The 26,772-nt window shown below is 45.0% G+C and carries 26 protein-coding genes; 15 read left to right on the top strand and 11 right to left on the bottom strand.

All coding sequences use genetic code 11. The annotated features are described in order from the left end of the window. The 4 genes from KV201_RS09530 to KV201_RS09515 form a co-directional block, all read right to left on the bottom strand. Entirely contained in the window at positions 1-1,674 is a 1,674-nt protein-coding gene (locus KV201_RS09530) for a DUF927 domain-containing protein (RefSeq protein WP_226059172.1), read from the bottom strand. Between the two features lie 13 nt (positions 1,675-1,687). Further along, a complete protein-coding gene (locus tag KV201_RS09525; RefSeq protein ID WP_226059171.1) occupies positions 1,688-1,876 on the bottom strand; it encodes an AlpA family transcriptional regulator in 189 nt (62 codons plus the stop codon). A gap of 246 nt (positions 1,877-2,122) precedes the next feature. After that, positions 2,123-2,440: a hypothetical protein gene (locus KV201_RS09520; protein WP_226059170.1), complete on the bottom strand. Its 318-nt coding sequence runs from the start codon at positions 2,438-2,440 to the stop codon at positions 2,123-2,125. Positions 2,441-2,970: 530 nt separating this feature from the next. Beyond that, positions 2,971-3,363, bottom strand: a complete 393-nt coding sequence (locus KV201_RS09515) for a hypothetical protein (RefSeq protein WP_226059169.1) — start codon at positions 3,361-3,363, stop codon at positions 2,971-2,973. Between the two features lie 370 nt (positions 3,364-3,733). On the opposite strand from KV201_RS09515, the gene KV201_RS09510 reads away from it, so the two are divergent. After that, entirely contained in the window at positions 3,734-4,510 is a 777-nt protein-coding gene (locus KV201_RS09510) for a hypothetical protein (protein WP_226059168.1), read from the top strand. A 178-nt stretch (positions 4,511-4,688) separates the two neighbouring features. Here KV201_RS09510 and KV201_RS09505 read toward each other — a convergent pair whose 3' ends face one another. Together KV201_RS09505 and KV201_RS09500 are read right to left on the bottom strand one after the other, a co-directional pair. Further along, a complete protein-coding gene (locus KV201_RS09505; RefSeq protein ID WP_226059167.1) occupies positions 4,689-5,063 on the bottom strand; it encodes a DnaA/Hda family protein in 375 nt (124 codons plus the stop codon). Positions 5,064-5,265: 202 nt separating this feature from the next. Further along, entirely contained in the window at positions 5,266-6,357 is a 1,092-nt protein-coding gene (locus tag KV201_RS09500; RefSeq protein WP_226059166.1) for a site-specific integrase, read from the bottom strand. 89 nt (positions 6,358-6,446) lie between these two features. Here KV201_RS09500 and dusA point away from each other — a divergent pair, with 89 nt between their 5' ends. The 3 genes from dusA to KV201_RS09485 all read left to right on the top strand — a co-directional run bounded on the left by dusA (position 6,447) and on the right by KV201_RS09485 (position 8,332). After that, positions 6,447-7,487 (top strand): tRNA dihydrouridine(20/20a) synthase DusA, encoded by a 1,041-nt coding sequence (gene dusA / locus KV201_RS09495; RefSeq protein ID WP_226059165.1) that lies wholly within the window; start codon positions 6,447-6,449, stop codon positions 7,485-7,487. A 209-nt stretch (positions 7,488-7,696) separates the two neighbouring features. Continuing rightward, complete coding sequence (locus KV201_RS09490; RefSeq protein ID WP_006086053.1) at positions 7,697-7,987, top strand: hypothetical protein; 291 nt, start codon at positions 7,697-7,699, stop codon at positions 7,985-7,987. Between the two features lie 144 nt (positions 7,988-8,131). Next, positions 8,132-8,332, top strand: coding sequence for a PspC domain-containing protein (locus tag KV201_RS09485; protein WP_011847757.1), 201 nt, complete (start codon positions 8,132-8,134; stop codon positions 8,330-8,332). Positions 8,333-8,469: 137 nt separating this feature from the next. Here KV201_RS09485 and KV201_RS09480 read toward each other — a convergent pair whose 3' ends face one another. Further along, positions 8,470-9,207: an enoyl-CoA hydratase gene (locus KV201_RS09480; RefSeq protein WP_006083031.1), complete on the bottom strand. Its 738-nt coding sequence runs from the start codon at positions 9,205-9,207 to the stop codon at positions 8,470-8,472. 33 nt (positions 9,208-9,240) lie between these two features. Between KV201_RS09480 and KV201_RS09475 the strand changes: the two genes are divergently transcribed. From KV201_RS09475 to KV201_RS09465, 3 genes are read left to right on the top strand one after another with little or no spacing between them, the layout of a single operon-like run. After that, positions 9,241-9,723, top strand: coding sequence for a copper chaperone PCu(A)C (locus tag KV201_RS09475; RefSeq protein WP_115335495.1), 483 nt, complete (start codon positions 9,241-9,243; stop codon positions 9,721-9,723). 11 nt (positions 9,724-9,734) lie between these two features. After that, positions 9,735-10,703 (top strand): DUF2333 family protein, encoded by a 969-nt coding sequence (locus tag KV201_RS09470; protein WP_226059164.1) that lies wholly within the window; start codon positions 9,735-9,737, stop codon positions 10,701-10,703. A gap of 2 nt (positions 10,704-10,705) precedes the next feature. Next, the gene (locus KV201_RS09465) at positions 10,706-11,443 is read left to right on the top strand and encodes a TIGR04219 family outer membrane beta-barrel protein (RefSeq protein WP_006083028.1); all 738 of its coding nucleotides are present in this window, start codon (positions 10,706-10,708) and stop codon (positions 11,441-11,443) included. A gap of 88 nt (positions 11,444-11,531) precedes the next feature. Here KV201_RS09465 and tolC read toward each other — a convergent pair whose 3' ends face one another. Further along, positions 11,532-12,839 carry an outer membrane channel protein TolC gene (gene tolC / locus KV201_RS09460; protein ID WP_006086047.1) on the bottom strand — a complete coding sequence of 436 codons (1,308 nt, stop codon included), beginning with the start codon at positions 12,837-12,839 and terminating at the stop codon, positions 11,532-11,534. A 244-nt stretch (positions 12,840-13,083) separates the two neighbouring features. On the opposite strand from tolC, the gene nudF reads away from it, so the two are divergent. The 7 genes from nudF to parC are packed head-to-tail and all read left to right on the top strand — an operon-like array spanning position 13,084 to position 21,027. Beyond that, complete coding sequence (nudF, locus tag KV201_RS09455) at positions 13,084-13,686, top strand: ADP-ribose diphosphatase (protein WP_006086045.1); 603 nt, start codon at positions 13,084-13,086, stop codon at positions 13,684-13,686. A gap of 6 nt (positions 13,687-13,692) precedes the next feature. Then, the gene (locus KV201_RS09450; RefSeq protein ID WP_006083025.1) at positions 13,693-14,133 is read left to right on the top strand and encodes a DUF1249 domain-containing protein; all 441 of its coding nucleotides are present in this window, start codon (positions 13,693-13,695) and stop codon (positions 14,131-14,133) included. 15 nt (positions 14,134-14,148) lie between these two features. Next, positions 14,149-14,988 carry a 3',5'-cyclic-AMP phosphodiesterase gene (gene cpdA, locus KV201_RS09445; protein ID WP_006083024.1) on the top strand — a complete coding sequence of 280 codons (840 nt, stop codon included), beginning with the start codon at positions 14,149-14,151 and terminating at the stop codon, positions 14,986-14,988. A gap of 26 nt (positions 14,989-15,014) precedes the next feature. Continuing rightward, positions 15,015-15,590 carry a YqiA/YcfP family alpha/beta fold hydrolase gene (locus KV201_RS09440; RefSeq protein WP_226059163.1) on the top strand — a complete coding sequence of 192 codons (576 nt, stop codon included), beginning with the start codon at positions 15,015-15,017 and terminating at the stop codon, positions 15,588-15,590. Between the two features lie 56 nt (positions 15,591-15,646). Continuing rightward, on the top strand, positions 15,647-17,533 hold the full coding sequence (gene parE / locus KV201_RS09435) for a DNA topoisomerase IV subunit B (RefSeq protein ID WP_006083022.1): 1,887 nt from the start codon (positions 15,647-15,649) through the stop codon (positions 17,531-17,533). 52 nt (positions 17,534-17,585) lie between these two features. Further along, the gene (locus KV201_RS09430) at positions 17,586-18,758 is read left to right on the top strand and encodes a sorbosone dehydrogenase family protein (protein WP_226059162.1); all 1,173 of its coding nucleotides are present in this window, start codon (positions 17,586-17,588) and stop codon (positions 18,756-18,758) included. After that, positions 18,751-21,027: a DNA topoisomerase IV subunit A gene (gene parC, locus KV201_RS09425; protein ID WP_006083020.1), complete on the top strand. Its 2,277-nt coding sequence runs from the start codon at positions 18,751-18,753 to the stop codon at positions 21,025-21,027. The genes KV201_RS09430 and parC overlap by 8 nt, the downstream gene beginning before the upstream one ends. A 174-nt stretch (positions 21,028-21,201) precedes the next feature. Here the strand turns inward: parC and KV201_RS09420 are convergent, their stop codons facing one another. Next, a complete protein-coding gene (locus tag KV201_RS09420) occupies positions 21,202-22,263 on the bottom strand; it encodes a porin (protein WP_226059161.1) in 1,062 nt (353 codons plus the stop codon). 435 nt (positions 22,264-22,698) lie between these two features. Then, positions 22,699-23,763 carry a porin gene (locus KV201_RS09415; protein ID WP_226059160.1) on the bottom strand — a complete coding sequence of 355 codons (1,065 nt, stop codon included), beginning with the start codon at positions 23,761-23,763 and terminating at the stop codon, positions 22,699-22,701. Positions 23,764-24,189: 426 nt separating this feature from the next. Between KV201_RS09415 and tcdA the strand changes: the two genes are divergently transcribed. Continuing rightward, on the top strand, positions 24,190-24,999 hold the full coding sequence (tcdA, locus tag KV201_RS09410; RefSeq protein ID WP_006083017.1) for a tRNA cyclic N6-threonylcarbamoyladenosine(37) synthase TcdA: 810 nt from the start codon (positions 24,190-24,192) through the stop codon (positions 24,997-24,999). An 87-nt stretch (positions 25,000-25,086) separates the two neighbouring features. On the opposite strand, the gene KV201_RS09405 is transcribed toward tcdA, so the two are convergent. Continuing rightward, on the bottom strand, positions 25,087-26,718 hold the full coding sequence (locus tag KV201_RS09405) for an ATP-binding protein (protein ID WP_226059159.1): 1,632 nt from the start codon (positions 26,716-26,718) through the stop codon (positions 25,087-25,089). Positions 26,719-26,772 lie beyond the last annotated feature (54 nt).

Here is a 26,772-nt window from a genome sequence, read left to right as displayed (position 1 = left end):
TTAATCAGCCTCAAGTTCTGCCAGATCGTTTTTGATCCGCTCAGGCCACAAGGCAAAATATCGCGCTGACTTTTTGCCCTGCACTAGTTTTAGTGTTAAACGTTCCATCTCATTAAACGCTATCCAATTTCGTTGAGCTAATAGCATCAGTTGCGAGCGGTACTGCGGCCTTAGATTTAACGCCTGCTTTAACTCGTCCGGTTTGACTAACCATTGCTCTTCGCCTTGCTGAAGTCTGCTGTAGCCGATACTTGAATTCAGCTGGCTATCCAATGGTTTAATCCGGGTGCGCCAGCTTTGTATGGCCTGTTTTAGCTGGCAGAATAGCCGGTAATCTTCGGTATCCAGGCCATGGCCACGGTTTTGCAGCCATAATTTGAAGCAGTGGCCGACCGCATCAGTAGCTTGGTACTCCGGCCATGGCAATAAATTAAATTGGCATGCCATGCTAAGCGCCACCTGGATCAGCGCAAAACGCCGGATCACTCTCAAAACTTGTGGGCTGGCTTTGTGGCCAACCAAAGTTTCGGCATCTTCTTTGAGTAGTTCGGCACGATAGCTCAATAGCTGCGACACTTTGCGGCTGAGCTCTGCCTCGTCATAACTGACCAAGCGGCGTACCCAGGAAGGGAATAGGGTGCCATGATAAAGTCTGCAGCGACGTTGCAATTCATCTGCCAGCAGATCGGGCCGGGCAAAACTATGCAGTTCGTCAAAAACGCCGAATTTTCCCGACACTGGTATTTCGACAACTCTGGTGAGTTGTCCAGCCAGTGGTTGTTTACCCAGCTCTGCCAGGCGTTCAGGCAGAGTCACCTCGCCGTTTGACAGCGCGATGGTCCTCCAAAGCTCCCCAGCGGCCAATTGCCCAGTTTCGTTGGCGCGCAGTTTAGGGCGGCCATTGGTAATTGAATAAACTGCACTATCGATATCTTCAGCCTTGGCCTGTGATAACTCATCTAAAAATAGCGGTATATCATGGTGTAGCGCAGCTGCGGCAGCCAAACCATTTGCCGTGCTAAGCCAAGTCCGCATTAAAGATTCATCACCTACCACTGAGGTTGCCAATTTAGTGATGGTCGATTTACCAGAACCAGAACCGCCAGTGATATGAATAATCACATTCTCTACCCCTGATACCCTCAGCAATGGCGCGCTTAGAGCGATCCCGCAGGCAAAAATTAGCATGGGGTTGGCAATGCACAGTTTGCCGATTTCTTCGTGCCATTGTTCCAAAGTACCTTTTGAGCGAAGATCTAAATCCTGCCCTTTACACAATAAGTACAGAGCTGTTTTTCCAACTGGAGCGCTCCAACCAGGAGTGACAAAACCTTCAGAATGCCAGCCTGCACGTTCTACACAGATAGCTGGTTCAGCATGCTGTATTTGACTAAGCAAGTCGCGCCTGAGTCCTTGCCATCCTTGCGTCACTTTGTTGAGAGGAAAGCCGGTATCAATCAGTCTCTCCAGAACAAGCTTGTTGTGATCTCCCATCAAATGTTTGATTAAAACAATTTCTTGGAGCACAACATCGTCGATATTTTTCCACTCCAACAGAACTCCGTGATTGGTTTTTTTATCTGCTGAGCGGATGCGGGCGACAACTTTGATATGTACAGCGTCGTGCACTGTATCACCCAGTTTATTGTCCAAAGGCTGCGATTGATTATTCATTATCCAGCCTCCGTTAAAGATTATTCAGATAGTGTCTGATTTCAGCCGGTCTGAATCGAATAGCCCGCCCGGTTTGGCCGAGTCTTAGCGGCGCTGGAAATTTACCAGCGTTAATTAAGCGTCTGATTGTCGATTGTGAAAGCGACGTCATAGTGGCCACTTCAACTAATGTTAATAATTTTTCGTTTTCTGTTTCAGCCATACATTCCTCCAATGTTCATGAGTTGGCAGGAGTATTCTGAATGCGCACCACAGAAAACCTCGGCGCTGTAATTGCCCTTTTTGGACAAAATCAAAAAATAAAAAGTCTTGATAAAACAGTTATCTAATTCATGGCTTTAAATTTCAGGTTTCACAGCATCAATTCTTGGTTATTAGCGAATTATTTTTTGATGCTGTGATAGGGCAAAACTTTCACATGTGAAAGTTCGTGCCCCCTCATGACAACTCACCAGAAATGATAATTTTTGATAACGACCCGAGATTTAGGCCGAGGTGGAAGTGTTTTGGCTGTTTTAACCATCCAAATCAGCACTATTGCACAAAGCGTTGCAAGTGCAGCTACCCAATGCATGACTAAAAAAGCTATAAAGCAAAGCAACAACAGGCATAAACCTAGAGGCCGCCTGGCGACAAAGGCGATGGCGGGCAAGCACCACAAGGTGGGGGCAAAGCAAATCAGCCACCAGCCGAATTTCGTGTTTTGATAGATATCCAAACCAATAACAACGAGTAGCATTAAAAAAATAGTTTTAGTAAAGTGCATACATAAATCCTTTCATTCCATATTCAGCTCAAGGCTACCACCAGATTTAAAAATGCAACCCTCAGCTTTTGTCTGCCTATTGGTCCTTAGCCTGGTGTTTTTTGTAGCTATAAATTGACCAGATAAACACCACAGTAAAAAATCCAAGCAGTAGCGCCATACCACAAAAAAAGCCTTCAGACATATCCCAGCCCCTCAAAAGCCAAATTTCAGAAAGCATGTATCACGTCTGGTTTTTGATCAATAAATTATTGAAAATATTGAACTTTGTTATGTCTGTACAGAGTCTGGTTTCGAATCGGTTTGCTTAACTGAAGACAGTTGAGAGCGGCTAAAAATGAGAAGGGATTTTGGAATCACCCCGCGAACACCCGGCCAGATCCCAGCCAATTTCTTTCCACATAACTATCTATCTGGAATCTTGCCGCACAAATTCCACAGTAGTGGAATATCGATGTCGATCAATCAGCCCAGGTTTGGGGGAGCCGCAAGGGCCATATTCCTATCTATCTGGAATCTGACATCGGTTTTTACACAGAGGTGGGGGGCACACCAAGCATGCCATCAGACAGGTCAAATAGCTCAGAATCCGTTAAGCGCGAAAAGGCATAAGCTTCGCTGCAGTAATCAAAACCAGCAGCGTCCGACGCTTTAAATATGCCATGCGGCACTGAGTCCTCATCACCCAGCCACATCCTCAAGCGAAAATCGACAATATAGCCGTCGACAGAAAGCCAGAAATGAGGCGCAACAATATCGCCTGCAGCCGCCTGAACATAACCAGAATGGCCGGTAACTATGTATCCTGCACGCGTAAGCGCCTCATGCAACACCCACGACAGTTCAAAGCACTCCGCGTTGATATCCGCCAGTGGCAATAAAGCAATTTCCAGCTCAGTGGGGTCGAAGTTATTCATTTTCACGTCAGCTCCTTTAGATCTGAAAATAGGATTTCAATTGTTGTCATGTCCTTTGTAAAGACACTTGAGTAGGAGAACTTTGCAAGATGTGCGGCTTTATCGCCGTTTTGAGCAAGTTGTTTATGATGTTTTTGCTTCAAGCGATCGCTATGTGTTTTTACTCTGTTAATTGGCTCTAAAGCGTTACAAAGTTACAGCCAACTTCTGGGTGATTTAGGGGGGATTCATTGTTTGAAAACGGCTTTAGAAGCCTTTTTAGGTGTGTGGTGTGTGTTTTTGATGACTAACTTCGCTATTTACCATAATGGGCATATCACGCACTCGTTATGATCGTGTATAATATTTTTTTTCTTTTCTTATCGTTGGTTTAGTTGTGAAAAAAATAATAATTGCTGTTGTACTTGCGCTTAGTTCGTTTGGGTATGGATTCTTGTCTGGTGTTTATAAGTTACCTCCGTATTCAATGATTAAGTTGGTTAAAGATGGTTACTCAGATGCTCTTGGTCGTGACTCTTTACCAAAAGTTGAAGCGCCATCTTTTGAAGGTAAGGCTCAAGCTGTGATTCTCGGAAATAGTCTAACGTTGCACCAACCAGCACCGAATTTAGGGTGGAATGGATTTTATGGCATGGCTGCGTCGAATGAGAATTCGGACTATGCCCACCAACTTCTTGATCTATTAGGTATTAATAGTCAATCAGCATACATTAGAAATATGTATCCTTTAGAAGTAGATTCGTCGCCAATTTTGGAGTTTAAAAACCAATTAGAAGATCTTTTTGCTAATAGTGCGAATACTGATGTTGTTGTTTTGCAGCTTGGTGACAACACTCAGAATGTCAAAAGTGCAACAAAAGAATTATCCATATCTTTGAATGGAATCTTTAACGCCATTCCAAAAAAAATTCATTCATCTGTGTTCTGCGTTTCAACTTATTGGGGTAAGTCAGTTGTTGATAATGTTATTCAGGGTATTTGCCAAGAGCACAATGCCAATTTTGTTTACATTGGCGACATATACCCACGTCAAGATTTGGCTAATGATAAGTATGAGCACCAAGGTGTAAACAAGCATCCTAAGGATAAAGAAATGCTTATGATCGCAGAAAGGATTTATGGCGAGATAATGTCGCACAAAGCAGGATTTTAGTTCACAGCATGCTTCAGTAATAGAAGGCTGCCAATGGCGGCCTTTTTCTCTTTTTTGAGTCTGTAGTAAAAATTAGTAACCTTGTAAGAAAGGTACCTCTTTAAGCCAGCACTGAGAAATACGGAATTTGCTTCGCATTCCTTAATTTCTCGTCTGGTTAGGGAGTATCCCTAAAACCCTAAAAGCAAAAGCCATGACACAGGAGAAACTTACTAGACACTTGCTTTCCAAGCAAAAAGTTTACGTCATCAATCAATAGCCAATTGACGTCGAATAATTTTTTCATATCTCGGTGCTGTATCAGATTGCAACTGAATATTCGCTCTGCCTGTGCGACAAGTATATTTTCATTTTGATTCGTAAGTTGATGTGCCAACGTATACAACAAATGTGTCATACCATCACCGTTACCTGATTGGCTGTCGATGGTTAGATGAGGGATTCCTGGCTCAGAAATAAACCCGAAGCCTGCTTTTAATGCATTGTCATTATATGCACATGTAACTAAGGATTTTTTAATTTTGCTTGTACAAAGTTTTGATTCAACAGACATGTTTGTCTCCTTCGAGAGAGAGCCTGGCAAAAATGCATAGCCAGCCGCTTCAACCAAAAACCGAGAGGATGTCTCTGAAAGCCAGCTTAACACTGCTTTGGTCTTTTGGTGACTCACTAACAATTAGCGACAAACACATGAGCTTTGAATGTGTAGGGAGGTTCAAGGGGGAGTGGGCGTCCCGCTTTTCCCAGTTTCCAGATCAGTTTTGGCTCTTACCCTGTTGCAACCTTTCAAACTTCGCATGCACCCGGTTTGGGAAAAGGTCGGTGTAGATTTGCCATAGGATGTTGATATTCCTGTGGCCTGTGACCTGGGCGACTTCGTCAATGACAAAACCGGCTTCGAATAAACGGCAGGCACCTTCGCGGCGCAGGTCGTGCCAGCGTAAATCTTCAATGCCAAGCTCTTTTCTGACCCGCTGAAAACCTGCGGTAACGCTTTTGCCGTTGTAGGGAAAGATCAGCTCATCTGTTTTAGGCTGGCGTTGTAAGATCTCCCAGGCTTCGCCCAATAACGGCACCAACATATGGTTACCGGCTTTTTTCCTTGGGTCTTTGCGGTCTTCTACCATCACGGCTTTGTTTTTTTCATCAACGCCAGACCATTTGATTTTGCACACTTCGCTGATCCGCATACAGCTTAAAATGGCAAAGTTGAGTATTTCGGTGAAAGGGATTTTGGCCGTGACATGCTCCTGGCGTTTTTCTAAACCCTTGATGATGCGCTCTAACTCGTCGCTCACTGGCCGTCTGGTGCGTTTTTGTGCCTTACCTACCAGTTTTAGATCATTGAGGATCTTACGGCCTTCGGTAATCAGTTTGTTGTCGACAGCAATATTAAACACCGGCTTGGCTGCAGCAAACACAGAACTCAGGTAGCTAATATCATGTGCAATAGTGGCCGCTGAAGCTCCGGCTTTGCGTCTGGCCTGGCAATGGTCGACCAAATCTTTGATAGTCAGCTCATCGGCCTGAATCGCGGCCAGATCACAGTCTGCCACTAAGTTCAGGCAATAGGCTTTGGTGCGGCCTATGGTTGGGGCTATTGCTGAGTGGTTGCGGTACATCGCAATCAACTCACGGATCGTTGGCACCGGCTCCACTGCGCCAGGGATGCCATCACGCTCGATCATGGTTACCATCTGCATGCCCCAGCTCTTCGCGTCTGACTGTCTGCCAAAGGTGCGCGATTCGCGGTATACTACCGCCTCGCCTTTATGTTCCCGGACGGTACAGCGATAGCGTAATTCGCCTTTGCTGGTTTTGCGTTTTTCAATGGTATAACCGGCCATGACTAACCTCTTGGAATTTACCTGCCCCATGGAATTGTGGGGCAGATGTGGGGCAGGTGCAACCAATAAATGACTGGAAACGACCTAAAATGACTCAGAAACAGAACAACGAAAACTCAGTAAAAACAGGCTCTGTAGCTGATTCTCGCAGTAAAACCATCGACCACCGTTTCTCCATTGCCCCTATGCTGGATTGGACCGATCGTCATTACCGTTATTTTGCACGTTTGATGTCGGCTAATGCATTGTTGTATACGGAAATGGTGACAACTGGGGCGATATTGCATGGTCGTGGGGATTACTTGGCATATAACCAAGAAGAACATCCTTTGGCGTTGCAGTTAGGTGGCTCTAATCCTGTCGATTTAGCGCGTTGCGCTAAACTCGCGGCTGAGCGTGGCTACGATGAAGTGAACCTCAATGTGGGTTGTCCTTCCGACCGAGTGCAGAATGGTCGCTTTGGCGCGTGTTTGATGGCTGAACCTGAATTAGTGGCTGAGTGCGTTGATGCCATGAAGCAAGTGGTTGATATTCCTGTGACTGTTAAGACACGTATCGGGATTGATGAACAAGACAGTTATGCGTTTTTAACCCAGTTTATCGATGTGGTCAGTGCAAAAGGGTGTACGGATTTTACTATTCATGCCCGTAAGGCTTGGCTTCAAGGTTTGAGTCCGAAAGAGAATCGCGAGATCCCGCCGCTCGATTATGAGCGTGTATATCAACTCAAGCGCGATTATCCCACACTTAATATTGGCATTAATGGCGGCGTCACCACACTTGAGCAAGCGCAACTCCATTTAGCGCAGCTTGATGGCGTGATGATGGGGCGTGAGGCCTATCAGAATCCTTATATTCTGGCGCAGGTGGACCAAGTTTTATGTGGCAGCCAAAAGGCGGTGATCAGCCGTGAGGATGTGATTGAGGCAATGTTGCCTTATATCGAAGCACATTTGCTGTCGGGTGGGCGACTCAATCATATTACTCGCCATATGATAGGGTTATTCCAAGGCTTACCGGGTGCCCGTGCGTGGCGTCGTTATTTGAGCGAAAATGCCCATAAAAACGGCGCTGGGATAGAAGTGGTAAAGCAGGCTTTTCAGAATATTCAGGCTGAAGTTGTAGAGTAATTCCACTCGACTTAAAAGATGGTGAAATTTACTAATTTGAGTAGTATTTTTCACCACTTGTTATTTTTCAATCCATCCCTATATCTCATCTTGTCCACATAAATTTTTTTAAAATTATTAAAATCATAATCTTAAAAATATTTTTATAAGTTGGCACGCAGTTTGTAATACTCCTTTCGTCAAGTTAATTAATCGAAAGGGATGCCATCATGTTTACGTTAACCATTAAAAAATCAGTACAAATGAGTGTGTTATTAGGTGCGTTAGTCGGTAGTGTTGCAGTACACGCAGAAGCCGCGCCAATATCGGATGTTGTCGGAACCATTGAGCAAACGCTAACTACCCAAACACAAGAAATGTTAGTCAGTGCTAAGCGTGAGTTTGTGATGTCATTGCAAACACAACTTGCTGAAAGTATTTATGACTTCAACAGTCAACTTGGCTTAAGCGCTGAGAATGAAGGTGAGTCGGCAAGTGCCGATGAATATAGCGCTAAGTAGGGGATCTGCTTATGTGGTTTGTAGCACCTTTAATGACTTTGCTACTGTTACCTGTAATTAGTCTTGCGTTGTTTTCAGGCATTATTTGCTGGTTTCAGTGGCATAGTGATAAATAAATTACAATCAATTGAGTCGAGGTTTGAGATGAAACGAGTAAAAGCACGTATGGAGAGCCCAGAGCGATTAGTGTGTGGTGTTGCCGCTGGTATGGCATGGAAATTTGGTTGGTCTTGCTTTTGGACTCGAGTGTTGTGGGCTGGCGCGACGGTATTTATGCCTGGCGTGAGTTTGTTGATTTACTTTGTTTTAGCACTGTTAGTTGATCAATGGAAAAGACCCGTTTAAGCCTGCAGTGATGCTTATATTTGAGGCTTGTCTTGATTGAGAAATTGAAAGAATTTTTTAAAAAATAGGGTGTTAAACCTATCAACAAGAGGGCACTTTGACCCTCATGCGACATGTATGTGCATACTGCTTGCAGACTACTTCTTCAAAAAAGCCTGAAATCTGCTCTTGGCCTCATCACTTTTTAGCCTAGCGCTAAATTGTTCTAATTCTTGATGCATTTGGTGTTGTACACGATTTTTATGCGGACGCATTAATTGACGTGTGATTTGTAGGGCTTGTGGCGGTTGATTTGCCAACTTTTTAGCCTGAGACAATGCATAACTGAGTAGGTCTTCATGGGCCACAATTTCGTTGATCATATTGAGTCTGTGGGCCGTCTCGGCATTAAAACTTTCGCCGAGTAGCAATAGCTCTGCCGCTTTTTGATAACCCACTAGTTCAGGTAACAGTAGGCTAGCACCCGCTTCTGGCACCAGTGCTAAGTTGACGAAGGGCAGCTGAAACTTCGCCGTGTTATCGGCGTATACCAGATCGCAGTGCAGTAGTACGGTAGTGCCAATGCCGACGGCGGCGCCAGAAACGGCGGCAACCAGCGGTTTTTTGAGTTCCAGCAGGCAAAATAAGAAACGAACAGCGGGGTGATTTGGCCCTAAGTCACTATTTTTCAAAAAGTCTGCAACATCATTGCCTGAGGTGAAGCAATTATCTTGGCCATGGAGCATAAAGGCACGAATGTCGTTGTCTGCTTCACCTTCGATCAGGTATTCTGTCAGTTGTTTATACATATTAAGATCAAGTGCATTGCGTTTATCGGGGCGATTAAAGCTGATAATACGTACGCCCTGATCATCCTGAACCTGTATATGACTCATGGGTTGTTTCCTTTACGACGACATTGGGTAGACATGGAGTTTAAGACATTGAAACCAATATTCAAACAGCTGTTTAATTGTCTAGTTTTATCTTGTGCATCATTTTCAGCGTTGGCGAGCGTGATAGTGACCGAAGGTCATGTACGCGCCATGCCTGAGACAGTACCAAATACTGCCGCCTACTTTACGCTTGAAAACCACACAGATAAAGCGGTTCGTCTTATCGGCGTCAGTACTACTGTGGCAAAGGATGCCCAATTACACACGATTATCGAAGATCAAGGCATGGTGAAGATGCGCCATGTTGAAGGTTTTGATATCCCATCCCATGGCACATTAACGTTAACGCCGTCAGGGGATCACGTCATGTTGCTAGGCTTAAAAGCGCCATTGGTGTTAGAGCAGCAAGTTGAACTGCAATTAGAGTTTGACGATGGCGAGAAAATGGCGATTACACTGCCTGTTAGTAAAGAAGCAGAAAACGCCGCAGAGCAAGAGCATCATCACCATCATTAAGGAGTCGCTTGATGCAAATTACATGGAAAAAAGTTACCGGTGTCGGTTTATTTTTAGTATTAATCGGTTATGGCCTGAGTGTGTGGTGGAGTATCGAGCCCGATCCTATCAATCCTCAACAATTGACGGCTACCGATAAAAATGTGGTCGGATACGCAACCACCACTTCGCTGATCCTCACGGTCGAAACATTACTGGATAAGCAAGGCGGTTGGTTATCAAACGATGTGATGCCACCTTCCATTTTTATGGATAACATGCCCGCATTTGAATACGGCGCATTAGAACAAGCCCGCGATTTAGCCTTGATTATGCGTAAAGAGTTTAGTCGCTCACAGTCTCAATCTGCAGCGGATAAAGATTTAGGCGAAGCCCAGTCTAAGCTCAATATTGATCACACGAGCTGGTTAGTGCCAAGTGCCGAAAGCGAATACCGCGATGCCATTAAATTGCTGAAGCTTTACCGTGCTCGCATGATGGACCCTAGCAATCAAGATGCACAGTTTTATGCTCGCGCCGACAACCTCAATGAATGGTTGAAAGAAGTGCAGAAACGTCTGGGCAGCATGTCACAACGTTTATCGGCCAGTGTTGGCCAAGAGCGTTTAAATACCGATTTAGCCGGCGATAATGCGGCGCGTCAATCCACGCCTAACTTGGCAAGCCATCAGGTGAAAACCAGCTGGTGGAAAATTGATGATGTTTTCTATGAGAGTCGTGGTGCTTCATGGGCCTTGCTGAACTTTATGCGCGCCGTTGAAGTCGATTTTGCCGATGTCTTAAAGAAGAAAAATGCTGAAGTGAGCCTAAGACAGATCATTCGTGAACTGGAGGCGACTCAGCAAACTGTCTGGAGCCCTGTTGTGCTTAATGGCAGCGGTTTTGGCTTAGTCGCTAATCATTCATTGGTTATGGCTAACTATGTGTCGCGTGCGAATGCCGCGGTGATTGATTTAACGAACTTGCTATCTCAAGGTTAATTATGAAAAAAACTCTCCTCGCCAGTGCGGTATTAGGATTATGCATGGCCACATCAGCCCAAGCGGCCACTGTGGTCGGTTTCACAATAGGCGGTGACTACTGGCGCGCCGATACTAGCGGTACTTTTGCCGATAAAGGTCAACCACAGCAAACATTTGATTACAGTTCATCGGCTCAAGGTAGCTACTGGATTGCGGTTGAGCATCCATTGCCATTTGTCCCTAATATTAAAATTCGTGAAAATAGCTTAGATCAGAAAGGCAGCATGTCTGGTGCTGATTTCAACTTCAATGGTCATGATTTTAAAGGTAATGTGACTGCTTATACCGATTTGAGTAACACAGATTTCGTGCTGTATTACGAAATATTGGATAACGATATAGTGTCATTGGATCTCGGTGCCGCTTACAAGTTAATGAATGGCTCCCTGCGCGTGCAAGATCCTGGTCACCCTGAAGAGAAAGATGTCGATAGCGGCATTGTAATGGGTTATGCCAGTACGCATGTGGGCATGCCTGGCTTAGGTTTATACGGTTTTGCTGATTTGATGCAGGGCGTAAATGAATCAAGCGTTCACGACTATGCGATTGGTTTAGGTTGGCAGTTCGATGGTTTGGCTGTCGATACCCGTGTACGTGTAGGCTACCGTGAGTTTTTATTCGACGTGAGTAACTTCTCGGGTGTGAGTGCCGATACTAAATTTAAAGGTTACTTCGCAGGTGTTGAAATCAACTTCTAATCTGTTGATTTAGCGTTTGAGTATAAAAAACCGCCTATCGGCGGTTTTTTTATCTGACAACTTTTATAGCTGAGAACCGAGAGTGAGATTACTCTGCAATTAAGCCATTGTTGATGGCAATCACGTCATCTTCATTCAATGTACCCGCTGCTTGCTTCAAGGCAATGACCGAGTTGATGTAGCTATAACGTGCATCTGATAATTTACGTTTTGAGTCGTACAAGTCACGAGTACGGTTCAATACGTCAACTATAGTACGCGTACCGACTTCGAAACCCGCTTGAGTGGCTTTCAGTGCACTTTCTGATGAAATAACCGATTGCTCATAGGCTTTGATTGAGCTGATAGAAGCGCCTACGTTGTTGTAGTTATTACGGACGTTTTTCACTACACCGCGGTAAACTTGCTCAAGTTTTTCACTCGCTTCAACATATTGAAATTGCGCTTGATTAACTTGTGAGCTCACTTTAAAGCCTTCGAAAATCGGAATGCTTAAGTTGACACCGACACTGACGTTATCAAAGTCAGGCTCATTGATATTACCGGTTTTTTGCTCAAGACCTTTGTTGTAACCTGCATTCAAGCTTAAAGAAGGCATGTGGCCTGCTTGATAAAGCTTAATGGTTTCTTGAGCGATATCTTTACCGATACGTTGAGTCATCAAATCGACGCTATTGGTTTCAGCAATCTTCAACCATTCGTTTGACGACGTTGGCGCTGGCGTAACGGCCGAGAAACGGTTGGTATCTAACACGTTAATTGTCTTGTGATCGATGCCAGTGATTTCACGTAAGGCTTCATAGCTATTAGCGAGTGTGTTTTCAGCTAAAATTTCAGTGGCTGAGGCTAAGTCATATTGAGCTTGGGCTTCATGCACATCGGTAATTGCGGTTAACCCCACTGCAAAACGTTGTTTAGTTTGTTCAAGTTGGCGTTCGATCGCGCGTTTTTCTGCACCTTGGAACTCGTAGTTGTCTTTCGCCGTTAATACGTTGAAATAGGCTGTAGTGATACGAGTAATCAGGTTTTGTAATGCTGAAGCATACGCAGAATCAGCTTGAGAAGCGGCTTTCTCAGCAAGGCTTAAACCGACCCAAGCACTGTGATCATAGATAACTTGATTTAATTTCAGGCTACCTACTAGACCACTTGAATCATCCTTCGGATCATTCCAAGCTTTGTCGTAACCGACGTTTGCACTAATGGTTGGCAACAGCGGTGCACGGTTTTGTTCAATTTGTTCAAACAAACCATTACGCTGGGCTTGGGCTTGCAATACGAGCGGGTCGCTGGTCAGTGCTTGTTGATAAATTTGCAACAAATCATCTGCTTGCACCGCTGAAGCGGAAGCCGCAAGTGTTAATGCTGCGCATAAATTATGGATCTTAAATTTCATTTGCTGTCCTTATTAGACAAAATCCCCCCACGGAGGAATATTTTAACTTCGTTTAGACTAAGTAATGCCTTTACCAAGGCGGTTTGCGCTTCCCGACGCTTCCCGATACAGCTAAAACTTAATGACCTAGAGTCTAAGAACTCTGACACTTTCAAGTCAAATTCGAAGTGTAACAGATTTTATTTTAAAAATGTGCTCAAATTGCCTTGATTATAAGCGCAAATTCAACTTTTAAGGATAGAGTATGAAACCCCCTGTTTTTTCGCAAACGGATATTGAGATCTTAGAAAAAAAATCCCTTTACCAAGGATTTTTCTCAATGGACGAATACACTTTCAAACATAAATTATTCGCTGGCGGCTGGAGCAAACCTGTTACCCGCGAAGTGTTTGAACGGGGTCATGCCGTGGTTGTTCTGCCCTATGATGCCAGACAAGATAAAGTGGTACTCATCGAACAGGTGCGTTTTCCTGCATTAGCAACCACTAAATCTCCTTGGCTTCTCGAGTTGGTCGCGGGTATGATTGCGCCCGAAGAAACGCCTCTGGACGTTGCGCACCGCGAATTAATGGAAGAAACCGGCTTAGTTGCTAAGCAAATGCACAGCGTGAATAGTTATCTTGCCAGCCCAGGTGGCAGCACAGAACGTTTCTATTTCTATTGGGCCGATGTCGATTCGAACGACGCCCGTGGATTGCATGGATTAGCAGAAGAGCACGAAGATATTCGATTGCATGTCATGAGCCGCGAGCAAGCTTATAATAGTGTGGTTGCGGGCGAGATCGATAATGCGTCGACCGTCATTGGATTACAATGGTTACAATTAAACTATCAACAACTGGTTTAAGTTGGGATGAATTTGGCTACTTCGAGTCTAAAACAGCGCTATAAACCTAACGTCAGTGACTTTTTAGCACTGTGCGGGCGAAATTATGGTTACATGTTGAAATGGTTACCGTTAGAGATAGCTATCGGTGAGTCATGGCGACTCGAAGGTGAGTTTGGTATATTAGTAGTACGAATTTTAGAAAATACCAAATATACTCAATTAGTTGAGATATCTCGTCCCATCGCAATCAAGGAGTTTGTCAATACTCCCAAGGTGTTAGTGAGAATTTATCACGATGCTAAATTAGCAGAAGTGTTAACTGGTCAACAGATTTACCAATTACGCCCAGTGTATGATTATCCCAATGTCCGTATGTATCAAAGTGATGAAAAGTACCAGGTGAATGCATTCCTGGAAGAGTTATTAAAGATTGGTTACCACCATAGTGTCGTGTGCCAGTCTTAGAATTGGGTATTCAATGTGCTGAAAGAGGCTGTCTCTTACTCCATAGCTGAAGGGGAAAGCGTGCGTATCGTGCAAGTCACAGATCCGCATCTTTTTGCTGATCCTGAAGCTCAGCTATTAGGAGTCAATACTGGCAAGAGTTTTGATGCCGTATTAAATACAATTAGAGCTGTGGACTATCCCGCTCATTTGATGCTTGCCACGGGTGACTTAAGTCAAGACTACTCGGCTGAGTCCTATCAGCAATTCGTGAAAGCCGTCACGCCTGTTGGTTTACCTTGTCATTATCTTCCTGGAAATCATGATGATCCGCGGATCATGTATCTGCATATGCAGGGTGAACAGATTTTTGGACAGCAGCGTATTCTGGCGGGAAACTGGCAAATCCTCATGTTGGATTCAACCGTGCGGGGAAAGCCCGGCGGCAATATGGCCGAGACTCAGTTTGAATTAATTGACGAAGCCATTGCCGCACATCCCGAATGCCACACTTTATTGGTGATGCACCACAATCCCATCGTCGTGAATTGCACTTGGCTGGATCAGCATTGCATGGACAATGGCGCTGAGTTTATTGCGCGAGTGGCAAAGTATCCGCAGGTCAAAGGATTGCTCTGGGGCCATGTGCACCAATGTATCGATACCCACCACAACGGCCCCCATGGCAGCATGCAGCTGATGGCGACGCCTTCCACTTGTATTCAATTTAAGCCGTTATCGCCTTATTTTGCCTTGGATAGCGTCCAACCTGGTTATCGTTTGCTGGAGTTGAAAGCCGATGGTAGCATCAACACTAAAGTGTATCGCGTACCGGGTAACCATTTTTCCCCCGACAACAACTCTAGCGGTTATTAACGCGAATAACCGCAGCCTGAGGAAATATGCTGCTTTATATTCACGGATTTAATAGCTCACCCTTTTCAGATAAAGCTGTGATGACGGCTAAGTACATGGCGCAGCATCACCCGAGTGTGCTCTTTCATCAGCCGCAATTGCCCAATACACCCAAGGCAGCCATGGCGCTGTTAACCACTTATGTTGAGGCGGCTCTCGATGCCAAAGAGCCATTAGCTTACATAGGCTCATCGTTAGGCGGATATTTTGCCAGCTATTTAGCCGAAACTTATGGCGGCAAAGCAGTGTTAGTCAATCCAGCGGTAAAACCCTTTGAATTGTTTGATGAGTTTATGGGGCCGCAATTTAATCCCTATACCGAACAGCATTATCTTGTCGTGCCCGAGCATAAGCGGGAAGTTGCTGAATTTAATACGGCTGTTATCCGCAATCCGGATCGTTTTTTGGTATTATTGCAGACGGGTGATGAAGTGCTGGATTATCGAGAAGCGGTCAATAAGTACCATCACTGCCAATTGCGAATTGAAGCGGGAGGCGATCACAGTTTTGTTGGCTACGAATCGCATCTGCAAACTGTAAGCCAATTTTTACACTTACCTTGACAAACAGACATGCCGAGCCGCAACATGGCCGGATATAACAACCTATAGCGTGCCCTATGACGAATCAATACACCTCTGACGCCATTGAAGTTCTCAACGGACTCGATCCTGTTAAACGCCGTCCAGGTATGTATACCGACACCTCCAGACCGAACCATTTGGGCCAAGAGGTCATAGACAACAGTGTCGATGAAGCATTAGCGGGCCACGCGACCAAAATTGAAGTTGTTCTACATACAGATAACTCCCTCGAAGTCACCGATGATGGCCGTGGTATGCCGGTGGATATCCACCCAGAAGAAGGCATTCCTGGGGTCGAGTTAATTCTGACCAAATTGCATGCCGGCGGTAAATTTTCGAATAAAAACTACCAGTTCTCTGGCGGTTTGCATGGTGTGGGGATTTCAGTCGTTAACGCGCTGTCGCGCCGTGTTGAAGTGACAGTTCGCCGTGATGGCCAAGTGTATGATATCGCATTTGAAAATGGCTTTAAGGTTGAAGAGTTACGCCCAACGGGAACTTGTGGTCGTCGCAATACCGGAACACGAGTGCATTTTTGGCCCGACGCCAGCTATTTTGATTCGGCTAACTTCTCAAATTCAAAATTGATTTATCTGCTGCGGGCCAAAGCGGTACTGTGCCCAGGCTTACGGATTAAATTCACCAACAAACAGACAAATGAAGTCCATGAATGGTTCTATGAAAGCGGCCTAACTGATTATTTGAAGGCGGCGATTGGCGACAATTTAAGGTTGCCAGACGAGCCGTTTGTCGGCTGTTTTAAGGGCCAGCTAGAAGCCGCTGATTGGGCAATTACTTGGCTGCCAGAAGGCGGTGAATCCATTGGCGAAAGTTATGTTAACTTAATTCCGACTCCGCTCGGTGGTACCCATGTGAATGGTTTCCGCCAAGGCTTATTGGAGTCAATGCGCGAATTTTGTGAGTTCAGAAACTTAATTCCTCGCGGCATTAAACTTTCACCCGAAGACATTTGGGATCGCGCCGCATTTATTTTGTCGGTGAAGATGCAAGAACCGCAGTTTGCTGGCCAAACCAAAGAAAAGCTTTCGAGCCGTCAATGCGCCGCATTTGTGTCTGGCGTAGTACGTGATGCTTTTTCACTCTGGTTGAACTCAAATACTGAACTCGCTGAATCGTTAGCCGAAATGTGCATTAATAATGCCCAGAGTCGGTTAAAGGCCGCCAAAAAAGTTGCTCGTAAAAAGGTGACTTCAGGGCCTGCTCTGCCGGGTAAGCTAACGGACTGTAGTGGCCAAGATCCAATGCGCGGAGAGTTATTCCTCGTGGAAGGGGATTCTGCGGGTGGCAGTGCGAAACAAGCTCGCGATCGTGAGTTTCAAGCCATCATGCCGCTGCGTGGGAAAATCTTAAACACCTGGGAAGTCGATGCTTCACAAGTATTAGCCTCGCAGGAAGTCCATGATATTTCGGTCGCAATTGGTTGCGATCCCGATAGTAGTGATATTTCAGAACTACGTTATGGCAAGATTTGTATCCTTGCGGATGCCGACTCGGACGGACTGCACATTGCTACCTTGTTATGCGCGCTATTTTTGAAGCATTACCGTATCTTGGTTGAACAGGGTCATGTGTATATTGCCATGCCGCCGTTGTTCCGTATCGATATCGGCAAAGAGGTGTATTACGCCTTAGATGAGGCCGAAAGAGCGGGGATTTTAGATCGCATTGCCGCTGAGAATAAAAAGGGTAAGGTACAAGTCACCCGCTTTAAGGGCTTGGGTGAGATGAATCCTTTACAACTTCGTGAAACAACGATGGATCCAAACACCCGTCGTTTAGTACAGTTGACGATAGATGACATCGAAGAAACGGATGCTTTGATGGATATGTTGCTCGCTAAGAAGCGTTCGCCGGACCGTAAAAACTGGCTTGAAGATAAGGGTGACATGGCTTTACTTTAATGTTGTGCACTATTGCCGATAACAATAAAACATAGGCATAAAGAAAATTACAATGTTGTATATTAAAACTAATAATTATAATTGCTTAAAGGTATTTTCTGCCGGTTTTACGCTCTTAGTGAGTGTAACGTTATTGTTCTGCAATAGCGCCTTTGCGGGTTCCCAATCGATCATGATTACCGTCGCTAAGGGTTTTGGTTTATCGCTTTATGCCTCGGATATTGGCGATGCTAAGCAGATGGCGATGGGGGCTAATGGCACTTTATTTGTCGGTTCCAATAAGAGCGGCACTATCCATGCTCTCGTTGATAGTAATCAAGATGGTCGTGTCGATAAGCGCTATGTGATAGCCAAAGGGCTTGAATCACCCGATGCGATTGCATTCCACAATGGTGACTTGTTTGTCGCCACTGAAAATCAAATCGTGCGCTTTGTTGATATTGAGCAAAGATTGCGCCGCCCGAGTCGACCCAAAGAGATTTACAGTGACTTGCCTTACTCAGAGAAGAAAAGTTCTCGGGCAATTAATTTTGGCCCAGATGGCCGTTTATATGTGTCTATTGGTGCGCCCTGTAACGTCTGTGAAGCGCCAGTGCCTTACAGTAGTATCATAGCGATCAATGTTGATACAGGCGCGAGTGAGCAGATTGCGGCTGGTGTGCGTGATGCAAGTGGATTTGATTGGTCGCCAATAGACAAAAAATTATGGTTTGCCGATCAAGGCCGTGATTGGATGGGGGACAACTTGCCACCCGATGAGATTAACCGCATCGATGTGATAGGGAGTCATTATGGCTTCCCTTATTTACATGCCAGTACTGTGGTTGAGCCTGCCTATGAAAAGCCAAAAAATCTAAAAATTACGCTGCCAGTATATGAACTGCCAGCCCATGTTGCACCCACGGGGCTCGCCTTTTATCGTGGCAGTCAGTTTCCAAATATTTACCATAATCAGTTGTTTGTCGCCGAAAATGGCTCGTGGAATCGTTCGAGTAAAGTCGGTTACCAAGTGGTTATGCTTAAGATTGAAGATCAAAAAGTGGTGAGTCGTGAAACGGTTGTCAGTTTCCTTGACGGTGAATTTCCCGTCGCTCGTCCCTTTGCGCTGTTATCGGCAGCCGACGGAGCTATGTACATCTCAGATGATTTAAAAGGTAACGTGTATCGCTTGTTCTACAAGGGCGATAGTACTGAAGAACCACAGGAACTAGAAGAAAATGAGTGACGCTATCAAGTTAAGTCTCGATGGGGTAGAGCAAATGCCATTACGGCGCTTTACCGAAGAGGCTTATCTGAATTATTCCATGTACGTCATTATGGACCGAGCTCTGCCACACATTGGTGATGGGCTTAAACCGGTACAGCGTCGAATTATCTATGCGATGAGTGAGTTAGGTTTATCGGCTCAATCTAAGCATAAAAAGTCGGCACGTACGGTCGGTGACGTATTAGGTAAATACCATCCCCACGGCGATAGCGCCTGTTATGAGGCTATGGTATTGATGGCGCAGCCATTCTCCTATCGCTATCCGTTAGTCGATGGTCAAGGTAACTGGGGGGCGCCCGATGATCCTAAGTCATTTGCGGCCATGCGTTACACCGAAGCGCGTTTATCTAAATTCTCAGAAGTGTTGCTCAGCGAGCTGGGACAAGGCACGGTCGAGTGGGGCGCTAACTTTGATGGTACGTTAAAAGAGCCAAAAGTACTGCCGGCACGTTTACCGCATATTTTACTTAATGGTATTACCGGTATTGCCGTGGGCATGGCGACGGATATTCCGCCGCATAACGTCAGGGAATTAGTCTCGGCCTGCGTAGCATTGCTTGATGATCCTAAGCTTGAACTCGAGCAATTGATGGCCTTTGTACCTGGGCCTGATTATCCGACCGAAGCCGAGATCATTACCCCGTCTGCCGATATTGCAAAAATTTATGAATCGGGCCGTGGGTCATTAAGAGCGCGCGCGGTTTACACAGTCGATGGTGGTGAAATCATCATTACTGCGCTGCCGCATCAAGCCAGTAGCGGTAAAATTTTAGAGCAAATCGCCGGCCAAATGCAGGCGAAGAAATTGCCTATGGTGGCCGATTTACGCGATGAGTCGGATCATGAAAACCCAGTGCGGCTGGTGGTCGTGCCGCGCTCAAATCGTGTCGATTGCGATCAACTGATGGCGCATTTGTTTGCTACCACGGACTTAGAAAAGAGCTTTAGAGTTAACTTAAACGTGTTGGGTCTTGATGGTCGTCCACGGGTTAAAGGGCTAAAAACCTTATTAACTGAGTGGTTAGAGTTCCGAGTCGACACGGTTAAACGTCGTCTGGAATATCGTCTAGATAAAGTCGTATCGCGGTTACACATACTCGAAGCGTTAATGATCGCTTTTCTCAACATTGATGAAGTGATTGAGATTATTCGTTTTCACGATGAGCCTAAAGCCGAGTTAATGGCCCGTTTCTCACTCAGTGATAAACAAGCTGAATCGATCCTCGAGTTAAAGTTACGTCATTTAGCTAAGTTAGAAGAATTTAAGATCACGGCCGAGCAGAATGAGCTTGAAGCCGAGCGCGAGAAACTCGAGCAGTTATTGGGTTCAGAGCGTCGCTTGAAGACCTTGATCAAGAAAGAATTAATTCAAGATGCCGAAACCTACGGTGATGATCGTCGCTCTCCAATAGTGCTGCGCAACGAGTCTCGCGCCTTAACGGAACAAGAGTTAACGCCGACTGAGGCTGTGACAGTGGTCTTGTCTGAGAAAGGTTGGGTGCGTTGTGCTAAGGGCCACGATATCGATCCGTTATCGCTCTCCTATAAGTCTGGCGACCAATATCTGTGTAGCGCCATAGGGCGTAGTAATCAGGCGGCGGTGTTTATTGATTCGTCTGGGCGGGCATTTGCGACCGACAGTCATACTTTACCATCGGCACGCAGCCAAGGCGAGCCTATCACGACTCGCTTCAATATGGCGCCTGGCGAAACCATGCAGCATGTATTGATGGGTGAGGAAGACCAATGTTACCTGTTGGCAACTGACGCGGGTTACGGTTTTATTTGCTCGTACAATGATATGGTGTCGCGCAATAAGGCGGGTAAGGCCTTGCTGAGTTTGCCGACAAACGCTAAGTCATTAACGCCTAAGTTGATTGATCGCACGAAGGAAATGTCGCTCTTGGCGATCACGAACGAAGGTCGAATGTTGTTGTTCTCCCTTGAAGCCTTACCGCAATTATCTAAGGGGAAAGGTAACAAGATTATCGGCATTCCTACGGAAAGAGCCAAGAACCGTGAAGAGCTGATGACGCACTTACAATTAGTGCCGAGTGATACGCCAGTCACCTTGTGGGCGGGTAAGCGCAAACTCACACTTAAGCCTAGCGATCTTGAGCATTATCGTGGAGAACGTGGTCGTCGTGGCGCTAAGTTGCCTAGAGGCTTACAACGTGTTGATAGCGTTGAATTAGGTGACGGCGGCGAGCCATTACCGAGCATTTAATATTTTGATGGGCTCAATGCTATAAAGCATTGAAGACATAAATGAAAGCCACCTGAGTTTACTTGGTGGCTTTTTTGTTTTTATCGCCTGAGTCTCGACTGCTTTTAGATTCGAGACATAAAAAAACCTACTGTATCGCTACAGTAGGTTTTTAATTATCTCTTGGTTAAGAGATTAGAAGTCGTAACGTACGCCTACAGAGAATACGTTGTCATCTTCTAGGTCAAACTTAGCACCGGCATCTTTATAATCACCTTTGTACATAGCGTATTGGCCATATATCATAGTTGATTTAGCTAAACGATAGTCGGCACCAACGTTGAAGTTGTTCACGCTAATATCATCAGCACCAGCTTGACCTAAAGCGCCGTAATATTTACCAAAACCAGCTTCGTCATAACCATATTCAGCCTTCAGGTTTACGCCGTTCAGGTCATAAGAAACGTTAACGAAGTAAGTGTTACCATCAACTGAGCTATTATCAACTTTTTCAGAGTTTTGGAATAAACCACCAACTTTGAATTGGCCTAATTTCACCTGAGCTACACCACGGTATGCATCAATACCACCGATACCTTTATTATAGGCAACCGCTAAATAGTAGTTTTGATCTTTAAACGCTTTATCGCCTAAAGTTGCGCTCAGAGCGTATAAGCTTTCGCTAGTAGCAGGCGCTGGTTTTTTGTCGATTTGATCGTCATTATTATCGTCAAATAGGTAAGTTGCGTTTAATGTTACTAAGTTAGCAATCTTAGGCGAGTAGTACCACACACCGTCTGCACTACGAGTTTGGCCACTGATCAAACGGTCGATATCTGCGTTAGTGTTACCGAAAATATCCACGCCGCCTTCGGCTTGTTTGAATACTGTGTCGTTACGACCCACTAACACAGTACCTGCATTAGTTTTTAAACCTACATAAGTATTACGCGCTTTGAAAACATCGCCAGAACCAGAAGTGTTTTCAACTTGGAATTCCATTTGATAGATAGCTTCAAAACCATCAGCGATTTTTTCTGAGCCTTTAACGCCTAGTAGAGAGAAGTTGTTTTCTAAATAAGTGCCGTCTTCACCAACAGTAACACCATTAGTTCCAGATTGTAGAGTGGCACCAGTGTCAGTATGGGTTAAAGCAAGCTCTAAACGACCATAAAAGCTTGGGCCTTCGGCTAGCGCACCGAATGAAGCCAATGCCAATACTGATGCAACTGATGCAGAGATGAATGTCTTTTTCATGTTTTGTGCTCCCTCGAACCTAAGTTCTTTTCCATTTTTCATGGTTTTTGTGTGGTTTAACGCATTTGTTACCTGAGTCGGTAACAAAGTTGCAGCCGATTTTTACAGTTTTACGACTCGCAGGCTGTGGTGCAGATCATGTTTTTGGCTCTCCTTGTCCATATTCGGGCTATTTCTAGGATATTTCCTTATACCTTGACTGCAAATTTACCTGAAAGGTGCAAAACTGTATTTTTCACTTACTACTTAAGTGGTAGGTAAGGCGGATTGCCTTAGACAGTGGGTCGGCGAGGGTAACTGTAGCATATACTAATACTGTAGCAAGTCTGTCATATCGGCTATGGATATGTGTTTGGGGACGATATCTAAGCAGAAAAAGCGGCCGAAGCCGCTTTTTTATCAAGAAATAACCTTGTGGTTAGTTTATTAATCTATTTAAAAATCAACGCGTAAACCAACAGTAAAGATGTTGTCATTAAGGTCTTGCTTCACATCGGCTAACATAAGATCACCATCGAAGCGCGTGTAGTGACCATAGACCATAGTCTTAGTGCTCAGACGGTAATCTGCACCCACACTGAACTGTTGCAGGTCGACATCGCGAACCTGTTCCAAACCGCTGTTGTTTTGGTCACCGACATAACGGCTCACGTATTTACCTAAACCTGAGTCATCTTTGCCGTACATCATCTTCAATTTCAAGTCGCCAATTAAGTAAGCCGCGTTGACGAAGTAGGTATCACCTGAGAGGTTGGCAAACTTATCATCCACATGTTCGCTGTGTTGATATAAGGCACCTAAGATCACGTCACCGAATTTAGCTTGGGCCACACCACGGTAGGCTTCAACGTTATCAATACCATCACTATAGGCGGCAGCGACATAGTAGTTTTGTGCTTTAAAGGCTTTATCCCCTAAGGTGGCGCTCAGAGCATACATGTGATCTTTGCTGTACACCTCGTCGCCATTGCTATCGACTTGATCATAGTTATCGCTCATCAGATAGGTGGCATTAAGCGTCACCAGATCGGTAATTTTAGGTGAATAGTAAGAAATGCCATCGGCGGAGCGAGTTTGGCCTGCAACCAGCAAGTCGATATCGGCGTTGGTGTTGCCAAAGAGATCGAAGCTACCTTCTGCTGCTTTAAATACTGTGTCGTTACGGCCCACTAAGGCAGTACCAGCCGCGCTTCTGATACCAAGGAAAGTATTACGGGCGTTGAACGTCTTGTTTGAGTTATCAAAGTTTTCGACGCCAAATTCCATTTGATAAATGATGTCAAAATAGGGGCTTACAGCCTCAGAACCTTTTACGCCTAACCATGAGAAGTTGTTTTCAAGAACAGTGCCGTCCTTTTGGTTCTGAGTTGCGTAACCTGTGTCTGAGTTGGTAATAGCAAGATCAGCATGACCATAGAATTCAGGGCCATCGGCGAGTGCTGTGAATGAATAGAGTGTGAGGCTAGAAATAATAGCCGTAGTCAGCAGAGTCTTTTTCATCTTCATTTTCCTGTGCTTATCGCTGTTATATGCATGGATAACTTAAGTATCTATGCATGCTGTTGAGCTTTTGTGTGGCAAAGTCTGCACAGACTTTCAGTAATAAAGTGTGATCTGGATCAAGTTTCATATAAAGAGCGGTTTATTCAACATATTGTTTTACAAGTAAAATACAGCTTTTAATTATGTTGATTACCGAGTTGTTCGGTCATGCATTATGAGTCTTTGCATTTATTACGCTTGCTTGGCAATCGTATCCTTTTGCATCTGGCGTTATGTGTCTGCGGATCTGATTTCGATTTATGTCCAGATCGTTTAGAATCCACCGCACATTTCTGGTGTTGCTATTAAGCTGCCCCTGTTGGCATCCATTCGATGCTAGGGCAAGCGCTCCTGCTGTTATTGGGTAATATAAGGTAAGTATTTATGACTGAGGCCTATCTAAATCGATTTGGCGGAATTGGCCGTTTGTATGGACAAAAGGCTCTGGCTAAATTTGCCACATCCCACGTGGTGGTGATTGGTATTGGTGGCGTAGGTACTTGGGCGGCAGAGGCCTTAGCGAGAAGCGGCATCGGACAGATAAGCTTGATGGATTTAGACGATATCTGTGTCACTAACACTAACCGTCAAATTCACGCGCTCAGTTCCACTATCGGCAGCTCTAAAGTCGCTGTGATGGCGCAGCGGATCCGTGAAATTAATCCTGATTGCCAAGTGAATGAAATAGAAGATTTTATTACATTGGATAATCTAGGCGAGTATTTGCTCGGGGCTAAAGAGGGCGGCAACATTGATTATGTTATTGACTGTATTGATGCCGTTAAGCAAAAGGCTGCGTTAATTGCCTGGTGTAAACGTCAAAAAATCAAGATTGTTACGGTAGGCGGTGCGGGTGGGCAGACAGATCCGACTCAAATTCAGTTAACTGATCTCGCTAAAACTTACCAAGATCCTTTGTTAGCCAAAGTGCGCAATATTTTGCGCCGCGAATATAACTTCTCTAAAAATGTGCAACGCCGATTTGCGATAGATGCGGTTTTTTCCAGTGAGCAGTTAGTTTATCCACAAGCCGATGGTTCTGTTTGTGGTACTAAAGCGGCGGCCGATGGCAGCATGAGAATGGATTGTGCTTCAGGTTTTGGCGCTGTCACTATGGTCACTGGAACATTTGGCTTTGTGGCGGCAAGCCGAGTATTAGCACGCTTAGCACTGCAGGCTCAAGAAACGCTTTAAAGGGTTAACGTTTTTCTACTGATGATTTCACCGCTCGTATGAGCGGTGAGTATCACTGCAATATTGTGTCATTCCACTGCGTTATATCTAGATATAAAAATCTTGTTGGCCATTGAGGACCGTAGGCTCACATTGAGTGTATGGAAATTTGATATCAAATTGCGGGCCGCCAAGTTTTGAGTCTGCGCGATAACTCATAGTGCCTTTCAATAGCGTCGCGGCATTAAAGGCCGCTGATAATCCTAAGCCCGTGCCGCCTTTATTACGATTCGTAGTGAAAAATGGCTCGAACATGTGTTCAGCAACATCGGCTGGAATTTCTAAGCCATTATTTTGAATGCTAATTAGAATCGACTCTTCGTCCACTGTGGCGCTGATGTGGATGAGATTATCTTCACGTCCTTGGAAGGCATGGGTAAAGGCGTTCGACAGAATATTGCTGACGATTTGATTCAATAAACTGATATTGGTTTGAATATAGAGTGTGGGTTCTACGCTGATTTCAGTGACGGCGTTGACATGCGGATGCATAATTAATGTCGACTCTAAAATCTCGTGGAGTTGCTGACTTAAGTTACAAGGTTGGTGTTCTTCATGACTGCGATCGATGGCGATCGTTTTGAATTTTTGGATCAAACTACTGGCTTTGGTGATATTGCGGACAATGAGTTCGCAGCTTTCTTGATACTCATTAAGGATCTCATTGATTTCATCTAAGGTGGCTTGATCGCTGTGGATCAGGTCGATCAGTTCTTCAATATGGCTCAGCTGCGCACTCGCCGCCGTCAAACAAATGCCAATCGGCGTGTTTATCTCGTGGGCAACGCCCGACACAAGTCCACCCAAGGCCGCCATTTTTTCTTGCTCAACCAGCACTTGTTGCGCCCGTTTTAGCGCGCTAAGGGATTGTTCTAACTCTATGGTTCTCTCTTTAACTTGCCTGGCGAGTTCTTCTTTATAGCTACGTTCGAGTTTGAGTAGCCGCTCTCTGTCTTCCAGGGCCGTTTGCAGTTCAGTCTTCGATTTCTTTAAGGCGCCAAAGGAGCTTCTCAGTTGCACTTGCATACTATTGATGGAATCGGCGACTTGTTTGAACTCATCAATTTTTTCTTGGCGGGCAAATTGCAGTGGCTCGTATTCTTGATCGAGGTCGATATTTTTACAGTATTGGCTGAGTTTATCTAAGTGTTTGGTGATATTGAACCATACTAAAAATAGAATAAATCCAGCAACTAAGAAGGTTTTTATTCCGTTAGAGAGCAAAATGATAATGGCTTTATCATACAAGCGCTGATAGATGGCATCGACATCGACTTGTATTTCGAGTGTGCCGACATTAATACTCTCGGTCGGGGATTTATAAACTAAAGGAAAGGTTTTATCTAAGGAGTGTTCTTGCTTTTGCACGCCCGCATTCCACGCTTGGCCGCTGTCATCTTTAATCGAAATGTAGTTAATATCGGGCAACTGAATTAAGCCATTGAGCTGAGTGTTAATGAGCCGCTCGTCAATCACCCAAATACTGGCGGCGAGCACATCTAAGTTCACCTTTTCCATATTGGAAAACACTCTGTCGATGCGCACAACGTCATTGCGATAATCACTGATCAACTGATACGCAGTGGTGATTAAGGTGATAACAGAGCTAAAAAGTACAATAGACAAGGTAAGGTGCCTGCCTATGGGACTTTTGATAAGTTGGCTAAAGAATGTCAGCATCTTAAATTTTCTTTATGCAATAGCGGCTTGAGATGCTTATAAGCATAGACCTAC

Source organism: Shewanella sp. SR1 (assembly GCF_020447145.1).
Taxonomy (GTDB): domain Bacteria; phylum Pseudomonadota; class Gammaproteobacteria; order Enterobacterales; family Shewanellaceae; genus Shewanella; species Shewanella baltica.
The sequence above is the reverse complement of the archived record's forward strand: the minus strand, read 5'-3'. Positions and strand labels throughout refer to the sequence as shown.

Excerpts from the sequence above, each read along its gene's own strand:
- KV201_RS09530 (WP_226059172.1), bottom strand. The coding sequence starts at position 1,674 with ATGAATAATCAATCGCAGCCTTTGGACAATAAACTGGGTGATACAGTG.
- KV201_RS09525 (WP_226059171.1), bottom strand. The coding sequence starts at position 1,876 with ATGGCTGAAACAGAAAACGAAAAATTATTAACATTAGTTGAAGTGGCC.
- KV201_RS09520 (WP_226059170.1), bottom strand. The coding sequence starts at position 2,440 with ATGCACTTTACTAAAACTATTTTTTTAATGCTACTCGTTGTTATTGGT.
- KV201_RS09505 (WP_226059167.1), bottom strand. The coding sequence starts at position 5,063 with ATGTCTGTTGAATCAAAACTTTGTACAAGCAAAATTAAAAAATCCTTA.
- KV201_RS09500 (WP_226059166.1), bottom strand. The coding sequence starts at position 6,357 with ATGGCCGGTTATACCATTGAAAAACGCAAAACCAGCAAAGGCGAATTA.
- dusA (WP_226059165.1), top strand. The coding sequence starts at position 6,447 with ATGACTCAGAAACAGAACAACGAAAACTCAGTAAAAACAGGCTCTGTA.
- KV201_RS09490 (WP_006086053.1), top strand. The coding sequence starts at position 7,697 with ATGTTTACGTTAACCATTAAAAAATCAGTACAAATGAGTGTGTTATTA.
- KV201_RS09485 (WP_011847757.1), top strand. The coding sequence starts at position 8,132 with ATGAAACGAGTAAAAGCACGTATGGAGAGCCCAGAGCGATTAGTGTGT.
- KV201_RS09480 (WP_006083031.1), bottom strand. The coding sequence starts at position 9,207 with ATGAGTCATATACAGGTTCAGGATGATCAGGGCGTACGTATTATCAGC.
- KV201_RS09475 (WP_115335495.1), top strand. The coding sequence starts at position 9,241 with ATGGAGTTTAAGACATTGAAACCAATATTCAAACAGCTGTTTAATTGT.
- KV201_RS09470 (WP_226059164.1), top strand. The coding sequence starts at position 9,735 with ATGCAAATTACATGGAAAAAAGTTACCGGTGTCGGTTTATTTTTAGTA.
- KV201_RS09465 (WP_006083028.1), top strand. The coding sequence starts at position 10,706 with ATGAAAAAAACTCTCCTCGCCAGTGCGGTATTAGGATTATGCATGGCC.
- tolC (WP_006086047.1), bottom strand. The coding sequence starts at position 12,839 with ATGAAATTTAAGATCCATAATTTATGCGCAGCATTAACACTTGCGGCT.
- nudF (WP_006086045.1), top strand. The coding sequence starts at position 13,084 with ATGAAACCCCCTGTTTTTTCGCAAACGGATATTGAGATCTTAGAAAAA.
- KV201_RS09450 (WP_006083025.1), top strand. The coding sequence starts at position 13,693 with ATGAATTTGGCTACTTCGAGTCTAAAACAGCGCTATAAACCTAACGTC.
- KV201_RS09440 (WP_226059163.1), top strand. The coding sequence starts at position 15,015 with ATGCTGCTTTATATTCACGGATTTAATAGCTCACCCTTTTCAGATAAA.
- parE (WP_006083022.1), top strand. The coding sequence starts at position 15,647 with ATGACGAATCAATACACCTCTGACGCCATTGAAGTTCTCAACGGACTC.
- KV201_RS09430 (WP_226059162.1), top strand. The coding sequence starts at position 17,586 with ATGTTGTATATTAAAACTAATAATTATAATTGCTTAAAGGTATTTTCT.
- parC (WP_006083020.1), top strand. The coding sequence starts at position 18,751 with ATGAGTGACGCTATCAAGTTAAGTCTCGATGGGGTAGAGCAAATGCCA.
- KV201_RS09420 (WP_226059161.1), bottom strand. The coding sequence starts at position 22,263 with ATGAAAAAGACATTCATCTCTGCATCAGTTGCATCAGTATTGGCATTG.
- KV201_RS09415 (WP_226059160.1), bottom strand. The coding sequence starts at position 23,763 with ATGAAAAAGACTCTGCTGACTACGGCTATTATTTCTAGCCTCACACTC.
- tcdA (WP_006083017.1), top strand. The coding sequence starts at position 24,190 with ATGACTGAGGCCTATCTAAATCGATTTGGCGGAATTGGCCGTTTGTAT.
- KV201_RS09405 (WP_226059159.1), bottom strand. The coding sequence starts at position 26,718 with ATGCTGACATTCTTTAGCCAACTTATCAAAAGTCCCATAGGCAGGCAC.